The 26,817-nt window shown below is 55.6% G+C and carries 25 protein-coding genes; 9 read left to right on the top strand and 16 right to left on the bottom strand.

Annotated features, from left to right (window positions below; all coding sequences use genetic code 11):
• Nucleotides 1–69: 69 nt before the first annotated feature.
• On the bottom strand, nt 70–1,323 hold the full coding sequence (locus SynA1825c_RS10410; protein ID WP_255478364.1) for a hypothetical protein: 1,254 nt from the start codon (nt 1,321–1,323) through the stop codon (nt 70–72).
• A gap of 150 nt (nt 1,324–1,473) precedes the next feature.
• Here SynA1825c_RS10410 and SynA1825c_RS10405 point away from each other — a divergent pair, with 150 nt between their 5' ends.
• Nucleotides 1,474–1,953, top strand: coding sequence for a hypothetical protein (locus SynA1825c_RS10405; RefSeq protein ID WP_186469226.1), 480 nt, complete (start codon nt 1,474–1,476; stop codon nt 1,951–1,953).
• Nucleotides 1,954–2,114: 161 nt separating this feature from the next.
• Here the strand turns inward: SynA1825c_RS10405 and SynA1825c_RS10400 are convergent, their stop codons facing one another.
• The 3 genes from SynA1825c_RS10400 to SynA1825c_RS10390 form a co-directional block, all read right to left on the bottom strand.
• Nucleotides 2,115–2,372, bottom strand: a complete 258-nt coding sequence (locus SynA1825c_RS10400; RefSeq protein ID WP_186469225.1) for a Nif11-like leader peptide family natural product precursor — start codon at nt 2,370–2,372, stop codon at nt 2,115–2,117.
• Nucleotides 2,373–2,376: 4 nt separating this feature from the next.
• Nucleotides 2,377–2,655: a Nif11-like leader peptide family natural product precursor gene (locus SynA1825c_RS10395; protein ID WP_186469224.1), complete on the bottom strand. Its 279-nt coding sequence runs from the start codon at nt 2,653–2,655 to the stop codon at nt 2,377–2,379.
• A 143-nt stretch (nt 2,656–2,798) separates the two neighbouring features.
• Nucleotides 2,799–2,960: a hypothetical protein gene (locus SynA1825c_RS10390; RefSeq protein ID WP_186469223.1), complete on the bottom strand. Its 162-nt coding sequence runs from the start codon at nt 2,958–2,960 to the stop codon at nt 2,799–2,801.
• Nucleotides 2,961–3,530: 570 nt separating this feature from the next.
• Between SynA1825c_RS10390 and SynA1825c_RS10385 the strand changes: the two genes are divergently transcribed.
• Entirely contained in the window at nt 3,531–4,292 is a 762-nt protein-coding gene (locus SynA1825c_RS10385) for an MIP/aquaporin family protein (protein ID WP_186469222.1), read from the top strand.
• 39 nt (nt 4,293–4,331) lie between these two features.
• Here SynA1825c_RS10385 and SynA1825c_RS10380 read toward each other — a convergent pair whose 3' ends face one another.
• Entirely contained in the window at nt 4,332–5,321 is a 990-nt protein-coding gene (locus SynA1825c_RS10380; protein WP_186469221.1) for a hypothetical protein, read from the bottom strand.
• Nucleotides 5,322–5,995: 674 nt separating this feature from the next.
• On the opposite strand from SynA1825c_RS10380, the gene SynA1825c_RS10375 reads away from it, so the two are divergent.
• Nucleotides 5,996–6,481: a hypothetical protein gene (locus SynA1825c_RS10375; RefSeq protein WP_186469220.1), complete on the top strand. Its 486-nt coding sequence runs from the start codon at nt 5,996–5,998 to the stop codon at nt 6,479–6,481.
• 441 nt (nt 6,482–6,922) lie between these two features.
• Entirely contained in the window at nt 6,923–7,132 is a 210-nt protein-coding gene (locus tag SynA1825c_RS10370) for a hypothetical protein (RefSeq protein WP_186469219.1), read from the top strand.
• Nucleotides 7,133–7,280: 148 nt separating this feature from the next.
• Here the strand turns inward: SynA1825c_RS10370 and SynA1825c_RS10365 are convergent, their stop codons facing one another.
• The 10 genes from SynA1825c_RS10365 to SynA1825c_RS10320 form a co-directional block, all read right to left on the bottom strand.
• Complete coding sequence (locus tag SynA1825c_RS10365) at nt 7,281–7,499, bottom strand: hypothetical protein (protein ID WP_186469218.1); 219 nt, start codon at nt 7,497–7,499, stop codon at nt 7,281–7,283.
• Nucleotides 7,500–7,711: 212 nt separating this feature from the next.
• Nucleotides 7,712–8,704, bottom strand: a complete 993-nt coding sequence (locus SynA1825c_RS10360) for a hypothetical protein (protein WP_186469217.1) — start codon at nt 8,702–8,704, stop codon at nt 7,712–7,714.
• Between the two features lie 238 nt (nt 8,705–8,942).
• Nucleotides 8,943–9,152: a hypothetical protein gene (locus tag SynA1825c_RS10355; protein ID WP_186469216.1), complete on the bottom strand. Its 210-nt coding sequence runs from the start codon at nt 9,150–9,152 to the stop codon at nt 8,943–8,945.
• A 459-nt stretch (nt 9,153–9,611) separates the two neighbouring features.
• Nucleotides 9,612–9,899, bottom strand: coding sequence for a hypothetical protein (locus SynA1825c_RS10350; protein WP_186471173.1), 288 nt, complete (start codon nt 9,897–9,899; stop codon nt 9,612–9,614).
• A 401-nt stretch (nt 9,900–10,300) separates the two neighbouring features.
• Nucleotides 10,301–10,963 carry a secondary thiamine-phosphate synthase enzyme YjbQ gene (locus SynA1825c_RS10345; protein ID WP_186469215.1) on the bottom strand — a complete coding sequence of 221 codons (663 nt, stop codon included), beginning with the start codon at nt 10,961–10,963 and terminating at the stop codon, nt 10,301–10,303.
• Between the two features lie 28 nt (nt 10,964–10,991).
• On the bottom strand, nt 10,992–11,735 hold the full coding sequence (locus SynA1825c_RS10340) for an MBL fold metallo-hydrolase (RefSeq protein WP_186469214.1): 744 nt from the start codon (nt 11,733–11,735) through the stop codon (nt 10,992–10,994).
• A gap of 29 nt (nt 11,736–11,764) precedes the next feature.
• Nucleotides 11,765–12,655, bottom strand: coding sequence for a DMT family transporter (locus SynA1825c_RS10335; RefSeq protein ID WP_186469213.1), 891 nt, complete (start codon nt 12,653–12,655; stop codon nt 11,765–11,767).
• Nucleotides 12,652–13,854, bottom strand: a complete 1,203-nt coding sequence (locus SynA1825c_RS10330; protein ID WP_255478363.1) for a chloride channel protein — start codon at nt 13,852–13,854, stop codon at nt 12,652–12,654. The genes SynA1825c_RS10335 and SynA1825c_RS10330 overlap by 4 nt, the downstream gene beginning before the upstream one ends.
• The gene (locus SynA1825c_RS10325; RefSeq protein WP_255476929.1) at nt 13,851–14,102 is read right to left on the bottom strand and encodes a 2Fe-2S iron-sulfur cluster binding domain-containing protein; all 252 of its coding nucleotides are present in this window, start codon (nt 14,100–14,102) and stop codon (nt 13,851–13,853) included. Before SynA1825c_RS10325 ends, SynA1825c_RS10330 begins: the two co-directional genes overlap by 4 nt.
• 6 nt (nt 14,103–14,108) lie before the next feature.
• Complete coding sequence (locus SynA1825c_RS10320; RefSeq protein ID WP_255478362.1) at nt 14,109–15,623, bottom strand: cobyric acid synthase; 1,515 nt, start codon at nt 15,621–15,623, stop codon at nt 14,109–14,111.
• Between the two features lie 151 nt (nt 15,624–15,774).
• Here SynA1825c_RS10320 and SynA1825c_RS10315 point away from each other — a divergent pair, with 151 nt between their 5' ends.
• The 5 genes from SynA1825c_RS10315 (at nt 15,775) to SynA1825c_RS10295 (ending at nt 26,444) form a co-directional block, all read left to right on the top strand.
• Nucleotides 15,775–17,322, top strand: coding sequence for a TolC family protein (locus tag SynA1825c_RS10315; protein WP_186469212.1), 1,548 nt, complete (start codon nt 15,775–15,777; stop codon nt 17,320–17,322).
• Between the two features lie 83 nt (nt 17,323–17,405).
• The gene (locus SynA1825c_RS10310; protein WP_222929997.1) at nt 17,406–18,716 is read left to right on the top strand and encodes a hypothetical protein; all 1,311 of its coding nucleotides are present in this window, start codon (nt 17,406–17,408) and stop codon (nt 18,714–18,716) included.
• Nucleotides 18,716–20,926 (top strand): ATP-binding cassette domain-containing protein, encoded by a 2,211-nt coding sequence (locus tag SynA1825c_RS10305; RefSeq protein WP_186469210.1) that lies wholly within the window; start codon nt 18,716–18,718, stop codon nt 20,924–20,926. The genes SynA1825c_RS10310 and SynA1825c_RS10305 overlap by 1 nt, the downstream gene beginning before the upstream one ends.
• The gene (locus tag SynA1825c_RS10300; RefSeq protein WP_186469209.1) at nt 20,923–23,067 is read left to right on the top strand and encodes a peptidase domain-containing ABC transporter; all 2,145 of its coding nucleotides are present in this window, start codon (nt 20,923–20,925) and stop codon (nt 23,065–23,067) included. Before SynA1825c_RS10305 ends, SynA1825c_RS10300 begins: the two co-directional genes overlap by 4 nt.
• Nucleotides 23,068–23,099: 32 nt before the next feature.
• Nucleotides 23,100–26,444, top strand: coding sequence for a type 2 lanthipeptide synthetase LanM family protein (locus SynA1825c_RS10295; protein WP_222929995.1), 3,345 nt, complete (start codon nt 23,100–23,102; stop codon nt 26,442–26,444).
• On the opposite strand, the gene SynA1825c_RS10290 is transcribed toward SynA1825c_RS10295, so the two are convergent.
• Nucleotides 26,385–26,798 carry an Npun_F0494 family protein gene (locus tag SynA1825c_RS10290; RefSeq protein ID WP_186469207.1) on the bottom strand — a complete coding sequence of 138 codons (414 nt, stop codon included), beginning with the start codon at nt 26,796–26,798 and terminating at the stop codon, nt 26,385–26,387. The two genes, SynA1825c_RS10295 and SynA1825c_RS10290, sit on opposite strands and share 60 nt — an antisense overlap.
• Nucleotides 26,799–26,817 lie beyond the last annotated feature (19 nt).

Raw genomic sequence — 26,817 nt, 5'->3', positions numbered from 1 at the left:
CCCGGATCGAACCGGGACAGTGGTGTTCAACACCACCAGTTCGAATGAATGCCTTAGATCCGCAATCTGCTAACGCCTATTCAGTTGCCTACTCTGCAAACTTCCATACGTCCTCACTCCACCGATATACCGTCTAGGAGTTTCATCCTTCGCCCACATCAACGGATGCGCTGCGCTTCGCTGTGATTGCCGATAGCTGTGCTGACCTTGATTCGCTGCAGTCAATACATACCTCACTGCATCAGCACTATGGTCTGGCGCTGATTTCTCCATGTCCTCAGGATTGCGATCATCACTGATGCAATAAGGCAACGTCGCCCACAAGCTCTCGCATCGCTCAGAGATATACAAACCAGGCTCTTCACTGCCTGCTTGATACAGCAGTGATTTCATCAGCTGCCATCCCACCGCACGGCTGCTCTTCGGTGAACCCGTCACCTGCCATCCATACTTCTTGAACTCCGTGCTCAACGTCACTGGATCGGAGTGACCGCCAAAACCCAGCTGTGCTGTAACCGCTGAATCCATGATCACTCTGCGATGCGGAATCACCCAATTCGTAAAACCATTGCGCATGTAGAGCTTCTTCACGCGTTCTACAAACTGTGGTGCCGTCAAACTTCGATCACCCCTATTCCACTCTTTTGATCCATCAGGCTGCACTGAACACACATACTCTTCGTCCACACACACCCAACTGCCCCTGGCGATATGGACCTCTCCGATCATCATTGGCTCTTGGATCTGACACATCAACACGACGCAGGCAGGGCTTGCCGTGCCCCAGTCGCCACCGATCCAACACCAATGAGCTTTGGTCTTCTCGGTAAAACTTCCGCTCTTGTCCGGATACCACGGGATCTCAAAATCACCAGGCAGCATCGATCGCTCAACACTCAGGCATGAGCCAAAGAATCCTGCAGTGATCTGACCCCATTCACCCAGAACCTCAGCCGCAATCTTTGATTCATCGCCAAAGCAGCTGGCGCGTAGCTCCTGCTCGTACTGATCAGGATTGCTCAGATAAGGGTTGTCTCTGAGCGTCGATTTCACCCAAACCGCAGGCTGCGCACCAAAGAACTCACAATTAAAAATGCGGTTTGGCATCGCCTTGGTGACCAGATAATCCCTGATCCACCAGCTGCCAGGTCCCAGCGGGTTAGCTGTCGCGATGAACTTCGGCACCACCGTCGGATCGGTCGTTCTCATCGATGAACGAGCCCTGAGCACCACCTGCGGATCAGCTTCCTGACCCAGTTCATCCCAGAAGATATGGCTCAGGTCTTCACCCTGGATCTTGTTGAACGCATCGCCAGCATCCATGTGGATCAGCCTGATAGTGCCGCCGTTACTCAGCCGCCATTTCCGTTTTGACTTGGAATACTTTGAGACCGGCGTTATTGCGTGGATCAACGTTGATTGACTTGGTGTCTCACACCGTTCTCAAAGACTGTGAGCGCTGTCATCATTGGCATGACCCTCGATGTCTGGATTGGAGCCTTGGTCCCTCTCAACCGTCTTTGCCTCAGCATCACTGCTGCATTAGCGATTTCCAGCTTTGTTTCGATTGCATCGCCATTTAGCGTTTCAGCTGAAACGGCGTCTGTGCAAGATGCGTTGGAAGAAGAGGTTCTTGAACAGGAGGCTTTCGAACAAGTTGCAGTGGCCTTCGCAATGATGGTTTGGCTACCGCGACTAGGGGCTGCATGTGATCTCTATAAGAAGGGATTCTTTGCTGAGTCTGAATTGCCAGAGGCTTATCGCACGCTCTACAAAAACTATGGCCTTGAAAACCCCACTCCTGAGGCGGATAAAACTTTCTCAAAGCTTATTGAGCTTCTAGAAGGTGGACCTCAAGCGATGGCTGATTATTTTCAAGAGGATGATGCAATGGCATTTGACGGCCAATTATTTGCTGGTTGTCCCCTACCAAATAAGGCATTAGGTTTCTAACGTAAGCCTGATTTCTGCTCAGATCTGGTGGATGCGCAGTGGCTGACAGACAATTGATAGTGACTGTTAATGGGAGCATTCCAGTCTTAATGGTGGTGCTGAAGAAATAAAAACCACCCGACAAGCCGGAAAATTTAGATTTTATTTGACTTTGTTCGACTTCACCCTCGGCAAAAGATTCCAAAACCATGGGTCGCTCCACAGGCCCCATTGTATTTTGCATTGGTACCGCCTCCTCCGCTCAAGCCTTCTAGCTCATCCATGTTGAGTTCAGTAATTCTGTCGGCGGTGAACTCATGACCATGTTCTTTGGCAATGCAAACAATTTCATCAGACGACTTGGCTGCTTTTAGTTTCTCCTGAAGACTGGTATCAACTTTGATCTTGGCGAGGAACGCCTTGAGTTGCTCTAGGGACATGGTTTTATTTGATTAAGGCTGAAGGTGAGCAATTTCTGCCAGCGGCTTTCAATGCATTGCTTGCAGCAATGACTGGAGTAACAATTGTCATCGTAGTGCCGCCTGATACACCTCCAAGCTCCTTTTCACTGAGTCGGCTGATGTGCTCGGTTCCAAATTCGTGACCGTGCCCCTCACCAATAGACACCACATCCTCTGCTGACTTAGCTGCGTTAAGTCGGTCTTGAAGGCTGGTGTCGCCTTTGACCTTCTCAAGGAACGCTTTGAGTTGCTCTTCTGACAATGGAGGGCGTGGAGCTACAGCTCTTTTGTAGACACGGTCGGCTTCAACGACTCAAACGGTCATGGATGAGCCACTAAACAGCCACTCGCGCATGGATCGCATCCCACATCGTCGCCCTGAGGCTTGTCATGCGCTTCCTCGTGTCAGCACCCGCCCCCACTCTTAACCTCATCAGCAATGGCAGCGAGAGCGAAGGCATCGAGTTCGAAATCATCAAATTCGTCATCGTCATCCATCTGTCTGAGGACCCCACGCACCTCATCGGCGGTTACTGTCGTCCCTTGCTCTGTCGAAATCTCCACCATGCGCTGAATGGAGGCATCAGGGGTCTGAGGTCATCAGCTTGAACAGCTCTCCTTCCACACTCTCGGCACCGCATCATGCATTGCCTTGAATGCGTCCAGCGTTGCCATTTGGGGAACTGCACGTCACTCCGTAGTAGCTGCGATACGGCAACCGTTCAGCACCCTGCTGATTGAGTAGCGACTGCTCTGGTGGCGCCTCTCATGGTTTGCTCGACAATGCTGGTTTCTTTGGCTTTATGGATTTGCTTTGGTTGGAGAACCCAATAGTCGACGATCTGGCCCCTAGAGCTTTTTCTTGATCACGTTTTTTCTGCTACGCCCTGAATTATCTCGATGCTGTAACTGTTGTTCGGACCCTTCTCTTGCACTGATTTAGAACAGGGAGAAGCACTGTGCTGCAACAGAACTCATCCATTAACGCGTCACCATCAAGTGAGGAGTGGGATCGAATTGGCAAGTGAAAACACATGATGACTCTTGATACACGGCTCCTTGATGCCGAACACACAAAAAGGTCGACGAATGAATCCAGAATTGATAGGTTGAAGATCAACCAAGAATGACTTCAGTATGACTGAGGACCTTAAGGCATACGCGTCTGAGTTTTTCGGTACTGCAATCTTGATGATTGCTGGGATTTCAGCGGTCAGTCTTAATTTTGGAGAGCAGGCATATCTCGCTTCATTAATCCCCAATGAAACAGTTCGCCTTGCATTGGCGGGTGCTGGCTTTGGCCTCGGTGTTGTGGTTGTTGTTTACTCTGCACTTGGCCAAACCAGTGGTGGACATTTAAATCCAGCTCTAACGATTGCATTTTGGATGCAAGGAAAAATAGAAACAAAAAAGCTGGCTCCTTATATCGCAAGTCAATGCTTGGGTTCTTTGGCTGGGACGTGGATTGTCGCCATGATGTTGCCAACTTTGTCATCATCAGTCGGCCATGGAGTGACTAGTGTTGCCGAAGGTATTTCGTCTGGTGTTGCGATTCTCCTTGAAGCTTTGCTAGTCATGATCTTGATCATCATGATTTTCTGGATGACGGCTTGTCATGACAGATCTCGATACACCGGTTTGGCAGTGTTGATTTATTTAATGATCTTTGTTCCGTTGGTGGCGCCTCTAACAGGTACAAGCGTTAATCCTGCTCGCAGCATCGGACCTGCGGTCTACTCTGGTAATTACACGAATTTATTTGTTTATCTTGTTGGTCCCTTGACGGGAGCTGTTGCAGGCACGCTGATCGCAAGACACATCCTTCACCACCAACCAAAATGTAAGCGCGTGTGTGGATTGCCAAAGTCTAAAATGTTAAATGGAGAATGTATTGATTGACATGGGGAATAGTTCTTAAATTAAATCACCAGCGGTACTTCATCTAATCTCAATGATAAAGCGCGTCATTTCGTCAACAAAGGCCTGTACGCCCCCTGACAATACAGAAGTGCCAGTGATTAAATTTAAATTTTTGTGGTGTTTTGTGGAAATCTGTTTGACGACATGTGTAGCCCACTCGTCAGGGTTCTCTGGTGGAGACCATTGAGCTCCAGCATTACAAAGAGCACATAAACTTCCAGGACTCGCGGTGATGGCAGCGTCCTTAATCAGGTCTGTCAGAGGGGAAAGAAGTTCAACACCATGACCAAAAGCCCCTACAACAACTTTTGGCTGTTCAAGTGCTCTCTTCATTAAATCGACAGCAGGAGCCGAGCGTGCTGCCTTCACGGGATCCTTCGAAGCAACGATATTAGGATCATACAAAAGGCGTTGGTGCACGTCGATTGGTGCAATAACAGCGGCTGTTTCTGGAGAATTTATATCAACTTCAGAGATATCAATGTGAACGACTGCGTGCCTGATCTTTGGGATCAGGCCTTGATCATAATGACTGTGAAAGCACAGGCTTTTTGTCCCCCACAAATGGGAAACAAGTTCCACAGTTGCCCCATATTGGGCGAATCTGTGCTCATAAAGATCGATTTCCTGGGGAACAAACTGACTTTCCATGAGCACATAGACTTTCAAGCCATCCAGCGGCTTTCGAGCCATCAGCTCTGGGTCTGGCTCGACATCGTCGAGTCGACCGTCGAGGTGATTCAATGCGTGAGGATCGCAATGAATAGTGAATTGATTTGATTTGTCCTCTTCAATATTTGTGAATACCTCGGCGAGATGAAGACCGTCATGCTTGGCAAATGCAGACCATTTTCCTTCATGGTAATGAACGTCGAAGTGTTCACTGTGCATCCCGGAGGCGTTGACAAGTGCATCAAGCGCAACGATCTCTTCAGCTGCTGTTGGCGAATGCGCGTGGACAGTTCTTTTGAATGACGGTCTTTTTCTCCTGGCTGATTTGGGTGACATTGCTTCAGTCCTAAAAAAATTTGGCAGGATAGCGAGGGTCAAAAAATTGACTCGTGAACATATCTTAGCTAGAAAATAGTTGTACAACATAAAATTTTGATAGAATTTGCAAGCTAAAAAGTATAAAACTAATCAAACGAAACGATGTTGATTTTGCCCATGGCCAGCTTTTTTAGCATTGTTCTGAACTCTCCGAGCCCTCCAGAGCCATTCTCTAGCCTCTGCCCTTGCTGAGATCTTTTGCCAGTCGCACTCATTTGGCGCTCTCCCTTCAATCGGGGCTTGCGTTGAGGGATCAAGAGGGCACTGATCGAATGATCAAGAGATCATTCCATCAATCCAGATTCTCAGTGTCAGCAGTGGATGTCGCTTGATCGTCAGCATCCCGTTTTCAAGGTCTGAGAGGCTTGTGTTGGACGTCGGCACCATCCTTTCGCACCATCGAGTGCATCTCTTCAGTTAAGTCTGATCGTGACCTTCTCTCCCGATCGACGACTCATCCAATCCCTATCTCTCTCATCACTCAATGTTTGGATCAGCCTCTACCGCGATGGCAATGTCCGTTCTTGATGGCGCGTCCCAGGCGTTGTGTCACCGGAATGGATTGGACCAAGTCCGATGGCTCAAAGACGCTTGTTTCATGAGTTGTCCCTCGTTTCGCAGTTGACTGATTGATGCAAGCCAGCCGTGCACGTTCAGCGTCGCCAGCCTTGTTTGCTTTGTTCAAAATAATCGCAGGTCTTTGGCTATCATCCGACCAGGCTGTCTTGTTCTTCGTTCGAACACAATCAATGCGTCAACTTTTGAGTTTTTTTGCTGCAACAAGCTTCGTTGTACTGCCTGTCAATGCCCATTCACAAAAGGTGGCTTATGAAGAAGGTTGGGATGCCGGGTATTCCTATGGATACGATAAGGCTCGTGCTTTTACAAATTGTATTCACTACGTCAATGGCACTATAACCAAGCAAGAATTTGTCGAATCCATTGTTTCCATTAAATATCAAGATGCAGAAAGTGATCGCAATAATTGGACGGTGATTATGGATCGTTGGGATGAGCATCAGGATGGTGAGGATTATTCAGAGTTCTATAAAACGTGTGCCCAGGCAGTGAAAGACGAAGGCGAATGGGAGTTGTTGCCTCGTCCAGGGGCGATCTAAATGCACGAGTGATGCATCCTTGTGCTCAGCACTAGTGACGTTGTCCCGCCACCTTTAAGGCATGTCCCCCCGAACACGTACCACGCTCGACAATGCGTAGACGACTCCTCGATGGTGATTTGAACTTTAATTACTCCGGTCTATTGGCTCACGATTGCAAAGTCAAAATTTAATGCCTTCAGCTTTGGAGCCTCTATGTTGGTGCTGAATGTGTTCTTGTTTTCGTTCAGTTGCGATTTGCGATGGGTTGACCGTCGCAACGATCATGGGCTGGCGTTGCAGTCACTGATTGTCGGTCAACGGTGTCGGCTTGATCCAGCTGGGTGTTGCTTCGCCAGCTGGAGTGATGGCTGATGAACGGATGGGTGGCGATATGCAAGGGTCTCGTCCGTTCAGGCCTCACCTCGATTAGAAATGGATTGACAAGAATTCGCCGACATCGTGCACTTGCTGTATTTCGGGGCTGTTGTTTTTACCGCTGCTTGGTTGGTGGTGTTGTTGTGGCGCAAGTTTGTGGCGATGCGTCAGGCGACTGTGATTATCGAAACCCCGGAACGTGCCCAACAGGTCAGCGCGCTTGAACGGGCGTTTCGTGCCGAGGGCGCTTGTGATGACTCCTCGTCGCTTGATGAGGGCGGCATCTCTGATTGATCTCTTCGAGCGACATCAAGCAGGACAGGTATTTCGACGCATGCAGTTTGTATCATTAAGATACCAAAATTGAGCCATGAACACCGTTGCGTCGGCGTTCTGACCTTGGGGAAGCCAGGAGGGTGCGTCGCCCTCCTTTTTTATGCGATTAGCTGTTGTGCAGTTGGCTCAACAGTCGTGCGGCGAGACCACGCGAAATTCTGCGCTGCACCAGCAGGTCACAGATCCAGTCAAAGAGCGGGATTGAGTCAGTGGTGGTGAGACGCTGCTCGATGGTCTTCAGCTCCCGCACGGTTCTGCAACCCCTCAAGGCATCGATGAGGGTGTCTTCTTTGGGTCGCTGAGTCAGCAACTGGGTGGTCTTCAAGTTGAGAAAAGCCGGATTCCTTTGTCATGGCATCCCTGAGGTCGCTTTGTCACGCTTCAAGCGGACGCTTTGGAAGAAAACGTGGTGGGAGAGCGCGACTCAAGCCTTTCTCTCGCTTACCGTTGGATCCAGCTGCTTGTCGCTGCATTGGCCTGGGAATGCCAGCCACTCAGGGCTGGTCAAAGGCTCAACAAGCCATGGGTCCCTTTGGATTAGACAAAGCTAGGGAGATCAGTTTGGATTCCAAAGGTCAGTTCCCAGCTATCGAAGAAAAAAAATTCTTCAGTGCGTTGTGAATAACTGTTGTTGCTCGATGCTTGAAGAGTCTCATTTGTAGCCTCGCTGATGAGCATTGGAAGAGTTTCAAAGAGTTGAAAGTTGATGCCCCTGGAGGTGCTCATCAGTGCTTGATTGATATTCGTAGTGGTTTTAAATTCGCTGAATTCACGATTTTTTGGTGTTGGATCGTTTTCGGCGCCCCAGATTGATTGCAGTGCTATCAAGTCGGCATCAGAGAACCAGATGTCCCATCCATCAGGACTGATGTTGTAGGACATGATGGTGTCATCCGTTGTCCAGGCGGGGTTGCTTGGATCATCGTTGGGGTGCGAAAGACCAAGCATGTGGCCGATCTCATGCACGATTGTGCTGGCATCAAATTCGCTTAGGGAAGCCAGGTTGTCTGTGTCTTTCCAATAGATATCCCAATAAGCTCCGCCTCCACTCCCTTGCGGATTGACGCTGCCCACAACGTCTTCGCTCCAGGTGCTTTGAGATTCAAGGCAGTAAATGTCCAGATCACTGTTGCTGAAGTCTTGGACCTCGTTGAAATCAAGGTCGATTAATGGATCTAGCGTCTGGAAGATTGAACGGATAAAATCAGCTTCTTCCTGGGAGTGTCCAAGGGAAAAACCTGAAGAAGCGTCGTCGAAAAACAAATCTCCCTGTGGGTTATGAATGTAGTACTCCAGGGTTTCTCCACTTCTCATTACAGCGCTCTGGGTGTGATCGACGAAGGCTGGCTCCGTCAACATGTCGGTTGTTAGAGCACCTCCTCCCCTCGTGTTAGAGCGCTGCGATGTGTTCTGAAATTCAATGTTCTCGTTGCCAAATCGACAGGCACTGCAAGGACAGTCACCTCGGGTTGACTGATCAGCAGGACTTTCAACAACGCTTTCAAGAGAGTCGGAAAGATTGATTGGCATGAGCATAAGGTTCAGGGATGTAGTCGTTGAAGACTTCCCTGTCGATGCACACACAATCCCAGCGATCAACAGCAAACCTGATGATCAGCGTCACACGCTTCTGTGATCTTGGTCACAGGGTGGGTTTTGATGCATCTTGAAGATCTCGTCACGTCGAGAAAGACAGGACTGAGCTCGTCCTGGGCGTGAGTGATTGGTGTGATGGCAGCTGAAGGCTGAGATCCACTGCTCGTGGCACTTAAACCAGCCCTAAAGCCTGCATCACCTGTAGTCGGATCCCTCCAAGTCTTTTCCAGGCCTGGAGCGCTTGCTCTTTTGAGCTGTAGGGCCGCCAGTCGTTTTCGTCGATCCGTCGTTGCATGTGCCTGGCGACACGCTGAGCAACCAGCACGTCACTTTTCGCCTTCAGCCGAAGGGTCTGGCCATTGATGACATGTTCGGCAGCCATGGGGAACCACTGATTTGGACATTCTGCCGGAGGGGCTTAATTGCCTCGCAAGGCCATGAACATGGCGAATTGCCCTCGGATCCACAGTCGTTTGCTGCTGGTGGTTGCGTGTTCACCTGGCCGTGGAGCTGTTTTGCGTCCCCTCTAAGTTGGCAGGGCATCCCAATGCCAGGGTCCAGCCATGGAACCTTTCCAGCCGGTCAGCTTGGTTCTGTTCATGGTCGGGATGCTCAGCACACTGACCGTGTTATGGGTTGCAGCCAGACGAACCGATCAAGCTGAACAAGAGCGTGCACGCGTGAATCGCATGCGTCAGCGCCTCAATAGGCTGATCCAAGATCGATCGTGATTTCTAGCGTTGGTGAAACTCCTGATTGTTGTTGCGGGTTTTTTGGCCTTCCTGTTGCTCACTCAAATGCTGGTGCGCCGCGGCATGGACGACGGCCAGAGCGATTGAGATCAGCGTCGGCCCTTTCCTCGGCCATTGCCAATCAACCCCACATCAATCAAAAGTCCGATTAATACCACCAGCAAACCGCTAAGTGATGCAATGCCGTCTAATGAAGCGACGGCCCAGCAATAGCCCAGCGTGGTGGTGGGTAGCACCACCAGTCCCAGCACCAGCATGATCGGATTGGGGATGGGTAGATCGGCAAACGGCTGAAGGACGAATTCCGGGCTGAACAGCCACATCAAGATCAAGATCAGGCGCGGTGTGATCAGGCCGAGGAGTCCAACAAGACACATCAGTGCAGTCCGATCACTCACCACGTTGTAGCCGTGTCGCCCCACCAGCACGTCATGCATCGATCGGTCGAAAGGAGGTTTGCCTTGTGCATCCTGCGATGGTGATCAAGGTGATCAATCCACTGGCAGCCACTCAGGCTCCCGGCAGCTTCGCTTTGCGCCGTTGCGCACCAGAACAACTTCGGCAAATGCGCCGAAAGCGCCAGTCAGTGATGTCGTTGGACAGGACGAGGGGAACAACAGTCGTCCGATCGCTGTGGTGACGTCGCCCTACACCGCGAAGTCCTACCACTCCATGACGTTGCTGAGCAGACCGGTCAAGTACATACGGGTGGTGTTTCGTGGCGTTGAAAGGCTTGTCATCGCCTGGCGCAGATCAGGGAGAAGGCAGGCCTGAAGCATTACTGCGGCTGATCAGAAATCTCATGCAGGCGGTCGATCAGCAGGTCGACATCCGTGTCGATGCCGCCGTCTTCCGCCCAGGCTTCAGGCACATGGCGTGCCTGCACCAGGTCGTTGAGTTTGGACGCATTTCGGCGTTGCAGCATTGCGGCTGTGTTGCTTCGCATGGCCACTGCGCTCGGCTCTGCCGGCGTGGTGTCGCCATCGAGGTCACCGATCAGATGACAGGACAGACGCCGCCGATGGGGGGATGCACGGTGCTCCCACAAGTAAATCGCTTGCCACGTGCCCAGCAGCAGTCGTCCTTCCACCACACTCAAGCTCATCGTTTGTGTGGTGAGAGCCGTGCGGATATGAGCCGGCATGTCGTCATCACCTTCGTCATCATGCAAGTAGCGTCGTCGTCGCCCATCCGGATCCGTAGGGCCGGAACCATCCTGTGGAACGACAGCGTCCATCCATGCCGCCAGATCCTTCAGCACCCTTGGGTCGGCGTTCTCGTTGATCGTGAGGCTGCAGCTGGTGTGCAGGCAAGTGAGATGGATCACGCCATGCCCCAATCCTGCATCGCTGATCAGCTGGTTGAGTTGATGATTGAGTGGTGTGAATCCTGGGCCGTCGGTGCAGACCTCCAGTTGCGTGAGCAGCTGATCCAGCGCCATCACCAGGGCTCCACGTTCTGATGTCTCTCTAGCGCTGTTCGGAGGACAATGGGATTGGTTTCCCCACCCTGGGGGTTACAAAACCCGAGTCATTCGCTGGCTGGGGTGCGGATTGTGCCGCATCGCCTCCATCGAGGAGACGACTGATCAAACCACTAAAGCGCACATCCCCACCGGTGGTGCTAGCCAACACGGTTTTGGGTTGAAATCGCTTGATCAGCTCAGGCATCACCGTGGCACCCGTGATGAACGATCCAACGAGCGGCAAACCAAGGTCGACCACCGGCGTGATCACGGTGTCGACCCTGCGCGACAGCAGTTCAGGATCGAGCACCCCATGGGGCTCCAGGTAGAGCGAGCCTCCGGGCCAATCCAAGAGGTATCCGTTTTCCACCATTGGAACGGCCGCGCCAGCGGTGGCGCGCACGCTGAGATCACCGATGCAGTGGGTCTCACCGGGGCGAAGGGTGTTGATGCGTTCGAAGCCCAATCGCTGCACGACCTTCCCTGCAGCAGGGGAGCCCAGAACGGGCACTGTTTTGTCCAGCATCCGCAGGGTTTCGGGGTGGCTGTGGTCCGGTAGCCCTTGAGTGAGCAGGATCAGATCGAGCTCCTCAGGGACGGGTTGATCCTGGGGCAGTTCTCCTTTCAGCAGCCAAGCGCCCGGTGGAAACACCAATGGACCGGTCAACCATGGGTCGACGAGGATGCGTCGATCACCCAACTCCAACAACCACCCGTTGGCGCCGTAGTACGTGGCTTGATCGGACATCTCGGTTGCATTAAACCCGCAGACCGTAGTCAACTCAGCACGGCCAGTGCTACGCCGCTGACTGCCAGCAGAGAGGCCATCAGACCCTTCCAGCCGAGGCGGTCTTGCTCGGCGCGGGCGACCAGAATCGCCATGACTGGCGCTGTACTCAGCACGGTGGTCGCAATCCCCAGAGGCAGCTTCTGCAGCGCAATTTGCTGAAGCAAAATGCCCAGCACCGTGCCCAGCAGGGTGGCCATCAGCACAGTCGGCCAACGCCGTTTGCGGGGATGCGGCTGTGGCCAAGGCATCGTCATGCGTCGCCATCGGATGCGCATCCATGGCAAAAGCAATGCCAACCCCCCCAGCAGCCGACAGGCGGCACTCTGCAGCGGGGTTAGATCGGCACTGATCAGCACGCTGCGCGAGACGCCGGCACCGGCCACGCTGCAGGCCACCGCTAGCAGTGCCATCAGAACGCCCTGACGTTGAACTCTGCTCTGGCGGTCGCGTTGGACGGTGGTTTCAGGCGGTTGCTGCAGGGCGACGATCATCACGGATGCCGTGACCAACAGAGCGCCACCCCAAGCTCCTGCCGGAAGTTGTTCTCCCAGGGTCAACCAACCGCTGCTCGCTGCAATGAGGGGCGACAGGGATTCCATCGTCAGCGTGCGGCGGGTGCCAAGACGCCTCAGTGCGGCGAGATACAGGCTGTCTCCCAAGGCGATCCCCAACCCTCCACTGATCAGAAGCCAGAACAGTGCCTGGGACTGCTGCACCCAAGGCAGTGTGATCAACACCGGGAGCAGCACCAGGCTGGCTAAAGCATTTTTCAGACCATTCAGTTGAATGGCGTTCAACGACGTGGACAGACTGCGCCAGAGGCTGCTGGCCAGGGTCCAGGCCAGGGCCGCAACCAGGCCGGCGATCAATCCGGTCAATGGACGCGCTGCAGCAGTTGTCCCACCAAGAGCCCGATGACCAGCGCTCCGGCACCGTGGCCTTGCAGCAGGGTTAGACCTAGAACCAGTCCCAGCAAAGGAGAGGACAGCAGAACCGAGAGGCTGCCCCCGACCACCCCTGCGCTCCAACTGTCGAGACCGCCAATCCAGGGAATCCATTGGTGCAGCCCCATGCCCAGGGCGCTGCTGGCCAGGATCACTGGAAAAAACTGCCCGCCACGCCATCCGGTCTCGAGGCACAGCCCCACCATCAGCAACTTGCCGATGGCTGAGAGCACCAGCATTTCCGTGCTCAGCGTCCAGGCGCCGAGCACGAGCGGTTTCAGTTGGTTTTCGCCAGAGAAGGCCGCCAAGGGCAGCCCCCAAAGGCAGAGTCCCACGACCAGGCCGGTGGCGATCGGAGTCCACCAGAACCGCTCTAGCAAGTGGAACTGGCGCAGCCACTGACGCCAGCGCCGCATCATCTGGCCCGCAAGCCAGCCCACCAGGCCAGCCAGCACGGCAGCGACCATGGCACCAAGGCGTTGCTCCTGGCCGGTGGGCCAGAGGTAGGGAACACCGCGCATGCCACCGCCGAAATCATTCAGACCGTGAAAGGCCACGAAACCGGCAACGCCGCCGATTGTGCCCGGCAGCCAGCGCCAGATCAGCTGCCATTTCTTTCCGGCCAGGGCGGCTCCTCCCACCAGGGGTGAGTGGAACAGGCCCAGAGAGCCCGCCATCGCGGCTGCCACCAGAGTGCGATCGGCACCCTTCCAGATCTGGTGGCTGCCCACGGCCACCAGACGGGTCATCAGTGCTTCCGGGCCCAGAGTGCCGCCACCTGCGAGCGCCAGCGCTCCTCCAAGCAGTTGGGTGAGTCCGTTGTGCGTGTTCAGTCCTTCAGGTGCTCGCAACTGGGCCAGGGTCTCTTTCATTTCAGGCAAGCCGCGGTCCAGCTGTTGCCGTTGCAAAAGGCTCAGCATCAGGCCGATCCCGCCCGCCCAAAGCAGGCACCAGAGCAACGGACGCTCACTGGGGAGACCTCGCAGCACAGCAGCACCCCAGATCCAATGCTGCACGGTGAGGGCCAGGCTCACCACCACGGCGGCCATCGCCCCTCCTGCAGCGCCGGCCAGCAGGGCGCGCAGACTCCACCACAGGAGAGAACGCGGCTTTGATGTGGAGGAGGTGATCACCAGTAGGGGTCGGTGGCCAACTCCACCCTCAGCTGGCCTGATGCTGGCGCAGGCACGGTGCTGATGCAGGACCTCACCACGGTTCCGTTCACTTCGATCTCGCAGGCACCGCAGCTGCCACCAAGGCACCCGGTTGGGATGTGCATCCCCGCCTGTTGCGCCGCCTGAAGCCAGTCCTCTCCTTGGCAGCAGACGCTGCGACGGCCATTCGGCCAGTGAATCTCCACCTTTGGGGGCCTGGCGCTCAAGGGGGATTACAGCAATGGGTCCAGATTCACATGCTGCTCGAACGCATCGGCGAGACGATCGAGCAGTGCCTCACGCTGTCGGCTGTGATGGGGTTGATCCTCGTTCAGTTCGGGCAGATCGCGTCGACGTCGCAACCGGTTCAGCCAGCGACGACGCCAGGCACCGTTGTCGAAGATTCCGTGTAGGTACGTTCCTGCGGCGGCTCCAGCCTGGCCGTTGTGGTGCTTGATCCACCCGAGTTCTTCGTCGCCGCAAAGTGGTGTGCAGTCACCACAGACGTCGGTCAGTCCCCGGTGCAGTTCGAATCCCTCCAATCGGAGCGGCGGCATCTGCGGTGGCCAAAGTGCAGGGCTCTGACGTTGTCGCAGCGCTTTGGCTCCGCCGAACACGGTCCGAATGGGCAGCAGCGCTAATCCTGGTTCGTGGCCGCTGGGCGTGTTGCTGTGAGGCTCGCCCTCAAGCCCGTCCGGATCCTGCAGAGATTCGCCCATCATCTGCATGCCGCCGCAAATACCGAACACCTCTCCTCCCTGCATGGCGAAATCAACCAACGCGGCATCGAGGCCGGTACGGCGCAAGCTGGCTAGATCCCGCAAGGTCTGTTTGCTGCCTGGAATGACCACCGCGTCGGGGGTGCCAAGCGAGTCCCCAGGGGAGACCCAACGCAGTTGAACCGTCGGCTCCGCCTCTAGGGGGTCCAGGTCGGAAAAGTTGCTCAGTGATGGCAGCTTGAGCACGGCGATGTCCAGCTCAGCGGCGCGTTTGCGTCCGCGGCGTTCCAGGAGATCAAGCGAATCTTCGGGGGGAAACAGCTCATCGAGCCATGGCATCACGCCCACCACCGGCACGCCAGTGTTGGCTTCCAGCCAGCGGCGGCCTTCGTCGAAGAGCTCCCGGCGGCCACGAAAACGATTGATCAAAAGCCCGCGGATCAGAGGTCGTTCCACTGGCCTCAGAAGCTGCAGCGTTCCCACAATCTGGGCGAACACGCCCCCCCGTTCGATGTCAGCCACCAGCAGGCAATGGGCTCGGAGGTACTGCGCCAGGCGGAGATTGGTCAGGTCGCGTGCCTGCAGGTTCACCTCCACCGGACTACCAGCTCCCTCCAACACCAGGCGTCCGCCTGGATGCGCCTCCTGAAGCGTTCTCAGACCCTCGCGAATCGCAACCCAGCCTGGGCGAAACCAGTCGCGGTAGTAGTGCTCAGCACGGCACTGCCCGACCGAAGCCCCAAGGTGAATGACTTCACTGGTCGAGTCGCCCTGCGGTTTGAGCAACACGGGATTCATTGCATGATCGGGTTCCAGCTCAGCGGCCCAGGCCTGGAGTGCTTGGGAATAGGCCATTTCGCCACCGCCTTGGTCCACCCAGGCGTTGTTGCTCATGTTCTGGCCCTTGAAGGGCAGCGGACGTTCACCGCGCCGCCTGAGCACGCGACACAGGGCAGCTGTCATCAACGATTTGCCGGCACCGCTGCTGGTGCCAAGCACCATCAGGGGGGCTGGCGAGGGGCTGCTCATTCGAATGGGTTGCTGCGATCGGCTGATGTTGAGCATCGCAAGCCACCCATCGACGGTTTGCGTCGTCGTGAATGGCACGTGATCACAGACTCGACAGCTGAAAAACCTGTGGTTCGATACGGGCAGTTGTCGAGTGAGGGCACGCTGACCAATGCCGGTGAAGCGTGTGGCTCTGCTTCCTTTGGTGCTCGCCTTGCTTACAGGCTTTTTGACGCCTCTGAGAGCGGAGCCGCATGCGTTGGATCAGCGAGACCCTCGAGCAAACGAGCAGAAGGCTGATGCCTTAGTCGACAAGCTTCAGCAACTGCGGGATCGCGTTGATGCCTCCTCAAGGAAGGTCTCCCTTGAGGAGGCGATTGAGCTGGGACTGCGCAATAACCCTGATCTTGTCGCTGCATTTCGCACGATTCAGGACTACGAGTGGCAACTGATCGCCGCGCAACGTCAGTGGTATCCCACGCTTGAGCTCTCCAATGGCTCGCCATTCGTTGGTTTAAACGCGAATACCTACATCCAGCGTTTCTACAACTCACAACAGGAGCAGGTGATCTCGACTCTCGGTAGTGCTCCGAACGCACCAAGCCAGGTGAAGCAATTCACCACCACGGCCGTTTTGCAGCCGGGTGCGACCGCGTCCTGGAGCTTCATCGATCCCACGCGGCAGCCCAATATCAATGCCGCTTCAGAGGCACTGCGTCAACAGAAGCTGTTGTTTGATGTCAGCGCCAGAAATCTGATCCTGCAGATCCAGACTGCTTATTACACCCTGCAGAGTACCCGTCAGCTCATTACTGATTTCCAGCAGATTTACGACATCAACCGTCGCCAGATGGAGGTGATCAGAGCCCGTTATGGAATTCAATTGGCCACCGTTTTGGATCTGGCCCAGACGGAGTCCCAGCTGTTTAATCAACTCAATCAGCTGGTTTCGTTCACGCAGTCGTACATCACAGAAGCCGCTCAATTGGCCCGCCAGCTCGGGTTGCCGGACGACAGCTTGGTGTTGCCCGCGGAGAAGGCCAAGCTTTACAACAGCTGGATGGTTCCACTCCCGGAAACCATTGCCCGTGCCACGCGGCTGCGTGAGGAGATCCTCGCCAGCCTTGCTGCTGCGGAGTCGGCGCAGTGGAGTGGGATCGCGCAAATGAATCAATACCTTCCCGTCTTTCAGGTGGTGGGCACGGGAAGCCTTCGGCTGGAGAGTGGTGTGATCAATGGGGTCCCTGGTCGTGACACCACGTTTGCTCAGTCGGGGTTGAAAACATGGAATGGTGCTGTTGGCATCGGCTTCAACTGGACATTGTTCGATGGCGGCATTGATGCAGCCCAGGCCCAATCCGAATACGCTCAAGCTGAGCAGAAGCGATCCGTGGCTGAGTCAAATCGTCTGCAGACCGTTCAGCAAATCCGTTCCAGTTACGGCGACTATGAGGCGTCTCAGGTGGCTGTTGACAGTGCACGGATGGCGTATCAAGCAGCTCTGACGGCACAAGAGGCTGCACGTGCACGCTTTGACATCGGTGTTGGTGACATCACCACCATCGTGCAAACAATTGAACAGTGGGGAACGTCATCGCAGCAACTTTCACAGGCAACCCTGGCTTACAACAAGGCCGTCGCCGAGTTGTACCGCTTCTCGGCGACCTGGCCTGGAGACAGTGGTGCGTTGGTGCGTGAACAAGAGCAGCGGTTGCGATGAGACAGATTTTTGAAACACGCGCCCTGCGGAAACGCCATCAGTCGGGAGACAAACAAAATCCAATCGTTGTGTTGTCACCACCGTTGCGTCTCACCCTTGGTTTTGGGGTGGTTTTGGCATGCGTTGGTGTGCTCTGGTCGGTGCTGGCACGAATTCCGATCGAGGTCACTGGCACGGGCGTTCTTTTGCCCGTTGGTGTGATCAATCGTGTTCGTGCTGCCGTCGATGGCAGAGCGCGATGGACGTTTGCAGATGCCAGCTATGACTGGGCTGATGACGCCTTGCGGTTTCAACGTGAGCCGGAATCACTGTCCAATGCCGAAGTGATGGAGCTGTCTCGCAGCATTCTTCGTTCCTATGCATCCTCACAATCGCGGCAGCGATTGAGCTCCGATGCTGTGGTGCCTGGCCAGACGTCGTATGCACAAGGAACGCTGCTGATGTGGTTGCAATCTCTTCAAGAGCAAGAGGCATTGCAGTCACAGCTCGACACCCTCACCTCTGTGGGTGTTCTCACTCGAGTTCAACAAAAAACCCTGGCAGAAAAGCAAACGATTCTTGAGAAAGAATTGAAGAGTCGTCAGGCGTTTTTTAGTTCAATGCAAGCTCTCGCTGCGAAGGGATATGTCAGTAAACCCACCATTCTTCAAAATCAAGCTGAGGTCGATAATCTCGAATCCCAGATTTTTTCCAATCAAGATTCGCTTGCCAATCTTCAAGCCCAATTGGAGCAGTCATCTATCAAGCTGCGACGGTCATTGGCTCAAATGATCTCCAATGGTTTGATTTTTGCTGATCACGATGTCTACATCCGTCAGGTTGTTCCCAATGATGGTGAAGGAGTCTCCAAAGGTGATTCACTCCTCCTGCTGAGCCGGGAATCGCTGGCTAACCCTGCTCGGGTGCCTGTGTTTCTTTCGGCTCGTGAATCAGCCCAGGTCGCCGTGGGGATGTCGGTGTTGGTGACACCGGTGGGGATGCGTCGCTCCGAGGTGGGCGGTATCCAAGGGCGTGTGGTGCAGCTGGCTGAATTACCCAGCGGCGATCAGGAGCTCGAAGCGCGTCTGGGTGTGAGTGAACTAGCGACCGTGATCCGCAAGCGTGAACCCAGTCCCACACTGGCCGTGGTGGAGCTCGAGCGCTCCGTCACCGATCAACGCGATAACCGTGCTGGTTACGTCTGGAATTCCAAAGGGAATCCCCCCTTTGCTCCTAAAACAGCCGATCAGCTCACCGTGGCGATTACGACCCGTCAGGTCGCCCCCATCGCATTGGTGATTCCACGATTGCGCCGCTGGTTCGGGATCGTGCCGCCGGAAACGCGAGATGGGTCGGAGGAAATCTTGGGCCAGCCTTCACCGTCGAACCGTTCAGCGACTCAAGGGGCCCGTTGATGGCCAGTGCAACATCAAGACGGGTCAAGGCCACAACTGTTCTGCAATACGAGGCCGCCGAATGCGGAGCTGCCTCTTTGGCAACGATCCTTCGCTATCACGGCCGCATTGTGCCCTTGACGGAGCTGCGTCGTGCCTGTGGCATCAATCGCGACGGTTCGAATGCCCAGCGTGTCTTGGTAGCCGCCCGTCAATACGGGCTTCAAACCAAGGCCTATCGCTGCTCCGGTGAGCAGCTGATGCTTCAAGGTCAGTTTCCCTGCGTGATCTTCTGGGGTTTCAATCATTTCCTTGTGGTCGAGGGGTTCGACCAAACGCACGCGTTTCTGAGCGATCCAGCGCAAGGACGCGTGCGCGTTCTGATGGAGGAATTTCTCGATCATTTCACCGGCGTGGTGCTGGAGTTCTCACCAGGTTCGGATTTCCATCGAGGCGGTCAAGATCGCTCGCCGTTGTGGATGCTGCCCGGCCTGCTGTTTCCTTACCGCAACCAGCTGCTGCGATTGATGGTGGTGGCCTCGGCCCTCCTCGTGCCCAATCTGCTGGTGGCGGGTCTCACCGCATCCTTCATTACGGATTTCCTCCAGGAGGAGCGGCTCTATTTCGGGATTCCCATTGTGTGGCTGTTGGCCTTCAGTTGCTTGATGTGGCTGATCCTGATGGCAGTGCAGTTTGTGGTGCTGAGGCGCCTGGAGCTGCTGCTTTCCAAGAAGCTCACCGCTGAACTGTTTGAAAAGCTGTTCTCGGTGCCGTGGGCCTTTTTTCAGGTGCGCATGGCCGGCGAATTGTCGTCGCGGATGCTGCTCGGCATGCAAACCACCCAGGTGGTGGTGGCGCAGTTGCTGCGGTTCTTGGTGAGCACCTGGGCTGCGCTGTTGTTGTTGGTGGTGAGCTGCTTGATCTCGTTCTGGCTCACCATGTTGGTGGCGGTTGTTCTCGCCCTCAATCTGCTGCTCAACTGGTGGCTGACGGCTCAGCGTTACGACGCCAACCGTAAGCTCGCGATTGAACAGGGCAAAGCTCAGGGCCGAGCGCTGCAAGGTATCAACACGATTGAAACGCTGAAGGCGTCTGGACTTGAGTTTGATTTCCTCAGCCAGTGGCAGGGCAATTTCGGTTCGGTCGTCGAGCAAAACCAGTTGCTTGGCGCGCAGCTCGCCTGGTCAAGCATCAGTGCTAGTACCGCCACCCTGTTGCTGTCGGCCCTGGTGATCACATTGGGCGGGGTGCTGATCATCCAGGGACGCATGTCCCTTGGCCTGTTGGTGTCGTTTCAGTTCCTGCAGGCACAGTTGATTGCTCCGATTTCCACCTTGCCGCAGTTGAGCTCCACGCTTCAGCGACTGATCGGTGATCTTGGCCGCCTGGTGGATCTCACGTCCACAGCCGATGACCCCCATGTGCGCAGCTTCCAATCAGCGCGTTTAGGTCTTGAGTCAACGCTTGATCACGATCAACGTCTTCAGGGTCGGATCACGCTCAAAGGTGTGAGCTATGGATTCAATGCGATTGATCCGCCCTTCCTCCCATCACTGGATCTCGATGTTCCTGCGGGGTCACGCCTGGCCCTTGTGGGAGGAAGTGGATCCGGCAAGACCACCTTGATCCGGATGCTTGCCGGGCTCTTGGACCCGTTGGACGGTCAAATTCTGTTCGATGGCAAGACGTGGGAACAGTTGGATGATCAGCTCGTGCGGGGCAGCATCGCCTACGTGCCTCAACAGGTGTTCGTGTTTAACGCCTCCATTGCCGACAACATCACGCTTTGGAACCCCGAGTACACCGATCAAGATCTGCAAGAAGCCGCGGCTGATGCCCAGTTCCTGGAGACCGTGACTGGTCATCCCGATGCCTTTCAGCGGCAGTTGCGCGACAACGGTAGTGATCTCAGTGGTGGCGAACGGCAGCGCCTGGAAATCTGCCGGGCCTTGATCCGCCGACCTTCGATCCTGTTGCTCGACGAAGCCACCAGTTCCCTCGACAACCTCAGTCAGCGACGGGTTCTTGATGCCGTTCAGCAGCGGGGGATCACGGTGGTGAGCGTTGCGCACAGGCTTGATGCTGCTCTGGCCAGTGACCAGGTGCTTGTTCTGGCCAAGGGCCAGGTGATCGAGCGTGGTCATCCTGAGCGGCTTCTGGAGGATCCTCTGAGTGAATTTTCAAAACTCGTGGCTGCCGAACGTCGCGAGTCAATGGAGGTGATTCCATGAGCGAGGCCCGTCGGCGCGCGCTCCAGCAGGTGGATGCTCTGGAGAGCGATCTCCTGTTGCAGTCCAGCGAGGATCTGTTGCCGCAGCACGAGCTGCGACTGATTGGCTTCTGTCTGCGCCATCTGCAGGCTCCATGGCGGCCTTTGATTGCCATCCCTGATGCCGACATCAGTGTTCAGCTCGATCACAACGACATTCACCATCGCCGTGTGGATCCACCGCGCGAGCCTTGGAGCAGTGAATTCCCGATGTTGATCGTTCACGATCAGAGCTCCGGAGAAGCGCTGGCGCTGTTCCGTGATCAAGGGCGCAACTGGTTTTATTCCGCTGATCGGGATCAACGCTGGCCCGTTCCGAAATCAGCGCGCCTCGATGGTGATGCTTTCGAAATTTATCCGTCGTTGCCTGCCAAGGTCACCGGACCTCTCCGCGTGATTTCGTTTGCTTTCGATACCGAATGGAGGGCTATCTGGGCCTTGGTGCTGGCATCGGCAGCGGTGATGGGTTTTCACTTCAGCATCCCGGTGTTCACCAATCTTCTGGTGAATCGTGTCTTGCCGGAAAACGACAGCGCTCTGTTATTGCAGGGGTTGGCCATTGTGCTTGTGGTGGTCTCTGGTGTGGCCGCGGCGCAATATCTACAGACGATGATGATGTTGCGGATCGAGAGCATCACGGATCTCAGGTTGCAAACCGCTGTGTTCGACCGCGTGATGCGTTTGCCGATGCGATTTGTCTCGCAATACACCACTGGTGACCTCGCATCACGCGCCAACTCCATTAGTCAATTGCGTCAGGTGCTGGGCAGCGGCGTCCTTTCCACCTTGCTGTCAGCTGTCTTCAGCCTCGGCTATTTCATTTTGATGCTTGTTTACGACAGCAAGTTGGCGATCTGGGCCGCATTGTTCACCCTGGTCTCACTGCTGGGGCTGCTGGTTCTCACCATTCGTGACATTGAACTGCAAAAACCACTCTTGGAGACAGGCGCAGAAATTACTAATTTCTCGCTTCAGTCTGTGTTCGGACTCTCCCAGATCCGCAGTGCCGCGGCCGAGCCCTTCGTGCTGCTTCGTTGGTTGAAGGAAGTGAATCGTTATGCACTATTGCAGCTGCGCAGCAACATCTACAGCGACGGGATTGAAATGTTCGGAACCTTGGTCAGCCCTCTGGCCTCGCTGATGATGTTCACGGTGGTGACCCATCGGTTGTTGGCCAACGCCAATAGCTCGGCCGAATTCGAAGCTATTTTGGTGAGTTTTATTTCGTTTAATGCTGCCTTTTCGGGGTTCAATGCATCGCTGTCCCAGGCGGCCAACCTCACGGCCAACACGTTTGGACGTGCCAGCGTTCTGTGGAAACGGGCAGAGCCCGTTCTTTATGCAGAGGTGGAACGCGGTTATGAACCTGACGCAGTGCACCATCAGGTGGAAGGGCACTATCGATTTCGCGATGTCACTTACACCTTCCCAGGAGCGTCTGGGCCCATTCTGCGCAATCTCAGCTTTGAGATCACTCCGGGTGAACACACGGTGATCACCGGCCCCAGCGGTTGTGGCAAGTCGACGTTGGTGCGCATGTTCCTGGGATTTGTTGATCCCCAAGCAGGTGAAGTGTTGGTGGATGGCATTCCACTGCCTCAGCTTTCGATTCGGCACTACAGACGACAACTCGGCGTTGTGCTGCAGACGGCACATCTGAATGGTGGTTCGATCTACGACGTTGTCTGCGGAGGCCTTGCGCTCGATGAGGACACGATCTGGGAGGCATTACGCGCGGCCTCCGTGGCTGATGAGGTGGAGGCCATGCCGATGAAACTTGAGACTCTTCTGATGGACGGTGCGGGTAATGTGTCGGGAGGACAGGCGCAGCGCATCGCCATCGCCAGAGCTCTGATCCATCAACCTCAGGTGTTGATCATGGATGAGGCCACCAGTGCTCTTGACCCTGCATCGCAGCAGCGCATCAATGCCACTGTTCAATCCCTTGGAATCACCAGGATCAGCATTGCGCATCGGCTGGCGACGATCAAAGATGCCGATCGAATTCTGGTGCTCCGAGACGGTGAAATCTCCGAAAATGGCACCTGGGACGAATTGTGCGAGTACGGCTACCTTGCGCAGATGATTTCTAAAGGTCAGTGACGCTGATATCCGAGAAGGAGATATGGCCTTCCTTGCATCAACTACTGCAAGCGGAGAAGAATCCAGCGAACGACTCAGCGGTCAGCTGTGATGACCTCAACGGCTTTCAGCAAGGCCTCGGTCAAACTTGGCTCGACGCGATCGCACCTCAAGAAGACCACAAGCTGTCGCGTCGCTTTGCTTGGTCAGGCCTTGATGCGGACACCTTGCTTCGCGTCTTGGCCCGTGCCTCAAAGCCTGAACAAGCAGCCGATATTGAACCCTGGTGGGATGAACTGAAGGCGCTGCAGACCGCGTTGCGATCCGATCCCGATCGTGCCCTGCATCCCTACGTCGCTGAGGATTCGGACGCGCAGCAGCTTCCGTTTCAAGACCTCTGGCTGCCGGTTGTCGACGATGCTGTGGCCAGGCTGCGCGACAGCCTTTCCGATTTGCAGACGCGATCATTCAACGACGGCGCTTTTCAGGCTCTAGGTCAATCACTCTTGAGCCGACTCTGCAGCGTCTCTGAGCAGGTGCTGTTTGAGCAGTTCAACCTGTTGCGACCTCCTGGTGTGATGCTTCTGGCCCACCTCGGTGCGGGAGGCGATGGTCAGGGACCACCGGTGCGCGAGTACTACGAGCGCTTCATTCGGCACCATCGTGCTGATGGATTGGACGGTTTGCTCAAGACCTTCCCTGTGCTGGGCCGGTATCTCGGTTTGGTGTGCCTGTATTGGCGCCAGTCCAACGAAGGGATGCTGCGCAGGATTGATGCGGATGTCGCCCCCTTGCAGCAGACCTTCGGCATTGCACCCACGGCTGCACTCATCCACATCAAGCAGGGCTTGAGTGACCCCCATAACGGAGGGCAGGCGGTCAGTGTTCTGACCTTTGCGACCCCGGATGGCGACAGCACATCACGCTTGGTCTACAAACCCAAGGACATGGGGGTTGACCTTGCGTATCAACAAGCTCTTGACCATCTCAATCGCAACACTGCGTTGCCCCCCCTGAGGAGACTGAGCATTCACTGCGGTGATGACTACGGCTACATGGAGTTTGTGGAACATCGTCTCTGTCGTGGAGAGGATGAACTCAAGCTTTTCTATCGCAATGCGGGTCGTCTGACGGCCGTCTTGCATCTCCTCGGTTGTACCGATTGTCATCACGAGAACCTGATCGCTTGTGGTGATCAGCTGTTGTTGATTGACACGGAAACTCTCCTGGAGGCCGATCTAACGGATCACATCAGTGATGCGTCGGAGTATCAGACCACTCTGAATCAGTCGGATCTCCAGAAACGCTGTCAGAACTCCATTCTTCGTTCTGGTCTTCTGCCTACCTGGATGTTTATCGGTCAGGCTCGGACTGCTGTTGATATCAGTGCGCTTGGCATCGCTCCGCCCGCCTCCACCACCATGAAGAGCGCCGGTTGGTTGGGTCTCAACAGCGATGGAATGATGGCCGGTCGCATCATGGTCCCTTCTGAGGTGCCCACAAGCCTTCCGGTGGGGTTTGGTGAAACCAATGGGCTCAACAGGCATCTCGAGGTGTTCTGTGAAGGCTTTCGTGAACAGTGCCTTGCTTTTGAACAGACCCGTGATCACTGGATCGGATCCAACGGTGTGCTCGAACGCTTCCGTGGTCTTCCGCGGCGCATCGTGCTGAGGGCAACCCGCGTCTATTTCGCGTTGCAGCGTCAACAACTGGAGCCCGCGGCCCTGCGTTCACCATTGAGCCAGGGATTGGTGCTGGAGCAGCTCAGTCGCAGTTTTCTGATGGCGACCGATCAGCCCAAGCATTGGCCGGTGTTCGATGAGGAAGTGCGCCAGATGGAAAGGCTTGATATTCCCTTTTTTGTGCATGCAATCGACGGCAACGACCTCCCCCTAAGCAATGGATTCGCACCTGTTGAAAACTTCATTGAAACCAGTGGCCTTGAATCCAGTCGGCAACGGATTGAGACGTTGGATGCCGTAGAGGTTCAGTTTCAGGAGCAGCTGATTCGTGGCACCAGTCGCGCGCGTGTCACCCGCGAGGACGGTTGGCAGGAGGTGGCACCCGCGCTCGAAGAGATTGATGTTGCCGTCTTGACGCCTGAGCAGTTGCGTTTAGAAGCAGGTCGCCTGCTGGATGGTCTGGCAGAGATTGCCATCCGAGATGCCGACGGCTTGGTCGATTGGTTGGGGATGGATCTCGGTAGTGATGGCGAAAAATTCTCCTTCGGCCCCGTCGGTAATTCGCTCTATGGCGGGACGGCCGGAGTCGCCCTGCTGGCGGCCCATTTCCCTGAAGACGCTGCCCGGTCTGACCTCTTGAAGGCCTTGATGCCTCCCCTCCTGCAGATGGGGGAGTCCACTCGTGATGGCATGCGTTTGCGTTGGTGGCGCGATCAGGCCTTGGGGTTGAGCGGCTGTGGAGGCACGTTGCTTTGTCTTCAGCAACTGGCGGCCTCCAGCGAACAAGACCTTCGCGAGTCGCTTCAAGAGCTGGAGTCGTCGTTGATTTCTGCCCTGCTGCCAGATCACATTCGGTCTGATCTCACCCTTGATGTGATCGGAGGCGTCGCTGGTCTCATCGGCCCGCTTCTGGAGAACGGTTCGGCGCGGGCCTTGGAGTGCGCTTTGCTCTGTGGCGATCAGCTTCTGCTGCATCAAAAGGAGGAAGGGGGGTGGTCCTTGGGTGGTTTAGATCGTCACCCCCTGCTCGGGTTCTCCCATGGCACCGCCGGATTCGCCGCCGCGCTGGTCAAGATTGGCCAGCGTGTGGGTGAATCCCGTTTCATCGAGGGGGCGTCGCGCGCCTTGGCTTATGAGCGGGAGCGTTTTGATGCCGACCATGGCAATTGGCCCGATTATCGCGACTACAAACCTGACCAGCCCTCGACCTTCATGACCTCCTGGTGCCACGGTGCACCCGGCATTGCCCTCAGCCGCGCTTGTTTGTTTGGTACTCCTCTCTGGGATGCGATCTGCCTTGACGAGATGACCACGGCCCTTCAAACCTTGACTGCGTTCCCTTTTACCGAGATGGACCACCTCTGTTGCGGAACGATGGGGAATGCCTCTCTGTTGCGGATCGTGGCGGAGGGGCCCTGGGCTGATCAGTTGCCTGCGGCGTTGCGCTCTGCGGCTATCGAGCGCTCGTCGCGGCTGGTAAATCAGTCCATTGCTCGAGCAAGGTGTCTTGGTGGATCGTATCGATGCTTCGGTACCTCTGGCAGCAACGTGTTGCTTCCGGGGTGCTTCACCGGTCTCTCCGGAATCGGCCTTGCTTTGATCGATCAGGTGACTCGTGATGATCGTTTGCAGTCCGTGCTGTCGATTGGACTTCTCTCACCATCTGGGGCGGTGGCGGCGGCACCAGTGAAACAGTCGGTGGGTCAATCCAGCTGAGGGAATGGACTCCGGCCAGTTGATCAGCACATCCCTGCCGAGCGGCGTGAGTCGCACCCGTTCGGTCAGGCCCTGCCCATCCACTTCCCTGCGCAGAACCCCCAGTTGAATCAGCCAGATCAGGTGATCCTCGGTCTGGCTGGCATTGAGCCGTTGCCGCGTCATGGCTGGCCAGTCGTCGAGAGCCACCAGTTCGCCACTGCTCATGGCACCCGACTCCAGGTGACGGTAAAAGTTGCGCTGAAATGGCAAGCAACGAACGGCTTGACGGGCTCTCTGCAGAGCGTGCCGCGTTAACTCACTGGGGTCCTGAAGGATCACGCGACCGGTCCTGGTGAAGGCTGTTAATGCCATTCTCGTGGTCAGCTTCCTG

It is taken from the genome of Synechococcus sp. A18-25c (assembly GCF_014280035.1).
Lineage (GTDB): Bacteria > Cyanobacteriota > Cyanobacteriia > PCC-6307 > Cyanobiaceae > Synechococcus_C.
Note: the sequence above shows the minus strand (reverse complement) of the source record. Positions and strands in the feature narration are given on the sequence as shown.

What these genes read in the sequence shown, in the direction of transcription:
- SynA1825c_RS10410 (WP_255478364.1), bottom strand. Translation starts at nt 1,323, where the DNA reads ATGGATGCTGGCGATGCGTTCAACAAGATCCAGGGTGAAGACCTGAGC.
- SynA1825c_RS10405 (WP_186469226.1), top strand. Translation starts at nt 1,474, where the DNA reads ATGACCCTCGATGTCTGGATTGGAGCCTTGGTCCCTCTCAACCGTCTT.
- SynA1825c_RS10400 (WP_186469225.1), bottom strand. Translation starts at nt 2,372, where the DNA reads ATGTCCCTAGAGCAACTCAAGGCGTTCCTCGCCAAGATCAAAGTTGAT.
- SynA1825c_RS10390 (WP_186469223.1), bottom strand. Translation starts at nt 2,960, where the DNA reads ATGGTGGAGATTTCGACAGAGCAAGGGACGACAGTAACCGCCGATGAG.
- SynA1825c_RS10385 (WP_186469222.1), top strand. Translation starts at nt 3,531, where the DNA reads ATGACTGAGGACCTTAAGGCATACGCGTCTGAGTTTTTCGGTACTGCA.
- SynA1825c_RS10380 (WP_186469221.1), bottom strand. Translation starts at nt 5,321, where the DNA reads ATGTCACCCAAATCAGCCAGGAGAAAAAGACCGTCATTCAAAAGAACT.
- SynA1825c_RS10375 (WP_186469220.1), top strand. Translation starts at nt 5,996, where the DNA reads ATGCAAGCCAGCCGTGCACGTTCAGCGTCGCCAGCCTTGTTTGCTTTG.
- SynA1825c_RS10360 (WP_186469217.1), bottom strand. Translation starts at nt 8,704, where the DNA reads ATGCCAATCAATCTTTCCGACTCTCTTGAAAGCGTTGTTGAAAGTCCT.
- SynA1825c_RS10355 (WP_186469216.1), bottom strand. Translation starts at nt 9,152, where the DNA reads ATGGCTGCCGAACATGTCATCAATGGCCAGACCCTTCGGCTGAAGGCG.
- SynA1825c_RS10350 (WP_186471173.1), bottom strand. Translation starts at nt 9,899, where the DNA reads ATGTGTCTTGTTGGACTCCTCGGCCTGATCACACCGCGCCTGATCTTG.
- SynA1825c_RS10345 (WP_186469215.1), bottom strand. Translation starts at nt 10,963, where the DNA reads ATGGCGCTGGATCAGCTGCTCACGCAACTGGAGGTCTGCACCGACGGC.
- SynA1825c_RS10340 (WP_186469214.1), bottom strand. Translation starts at nt 11,735, where the DNA reads ATGTCCGATCAAGCCACGTACTACGGCGCCAACGGGTGGTTGTTGGAG.
- SynA1825c_RS10320 (WP_255478362.1), bottom strand. Translation starts at nt 15,623, where the DNA reads ATGAGCAGCCCCTCGCCAGCCCCCCTGATGGTGCTTGGCACCAGCAGC.
- SynA1825c_RS10315 (WP_186469212.1), top strand. Translation starts at nt 15,775, where the DNA reads ATGCCGGTGAAGCGTGTGGCTCTGCTTCCTTTGGTGCTCGCCTTGCTT.
- SynA1825c_RS10305 (WP_186469210.1), top strand. Translation starts at nt 18,716, where the DNA reads ATGGCCAGTGCAACATCAAGACGGGTCAAGGCCACAACTGTTCTGCAA.
- SynA1825c_RS10300 (WP_186469209.1), top strand. Translation starts at nt 20,923, where the DNA reads ATGAGCGAGGCCCGTCGGCGCGCGCTCCAGCAGGTGGATGCTCTGGAG.
- SynA1825c_RS10290 (WP_186469207.1), bottom strand. Translation starts at nt 26,798, where the DNA reads ATGGCATTAACAGCCTTCACCAGGACCGGTCGCGTGATCCTTCAGGAC.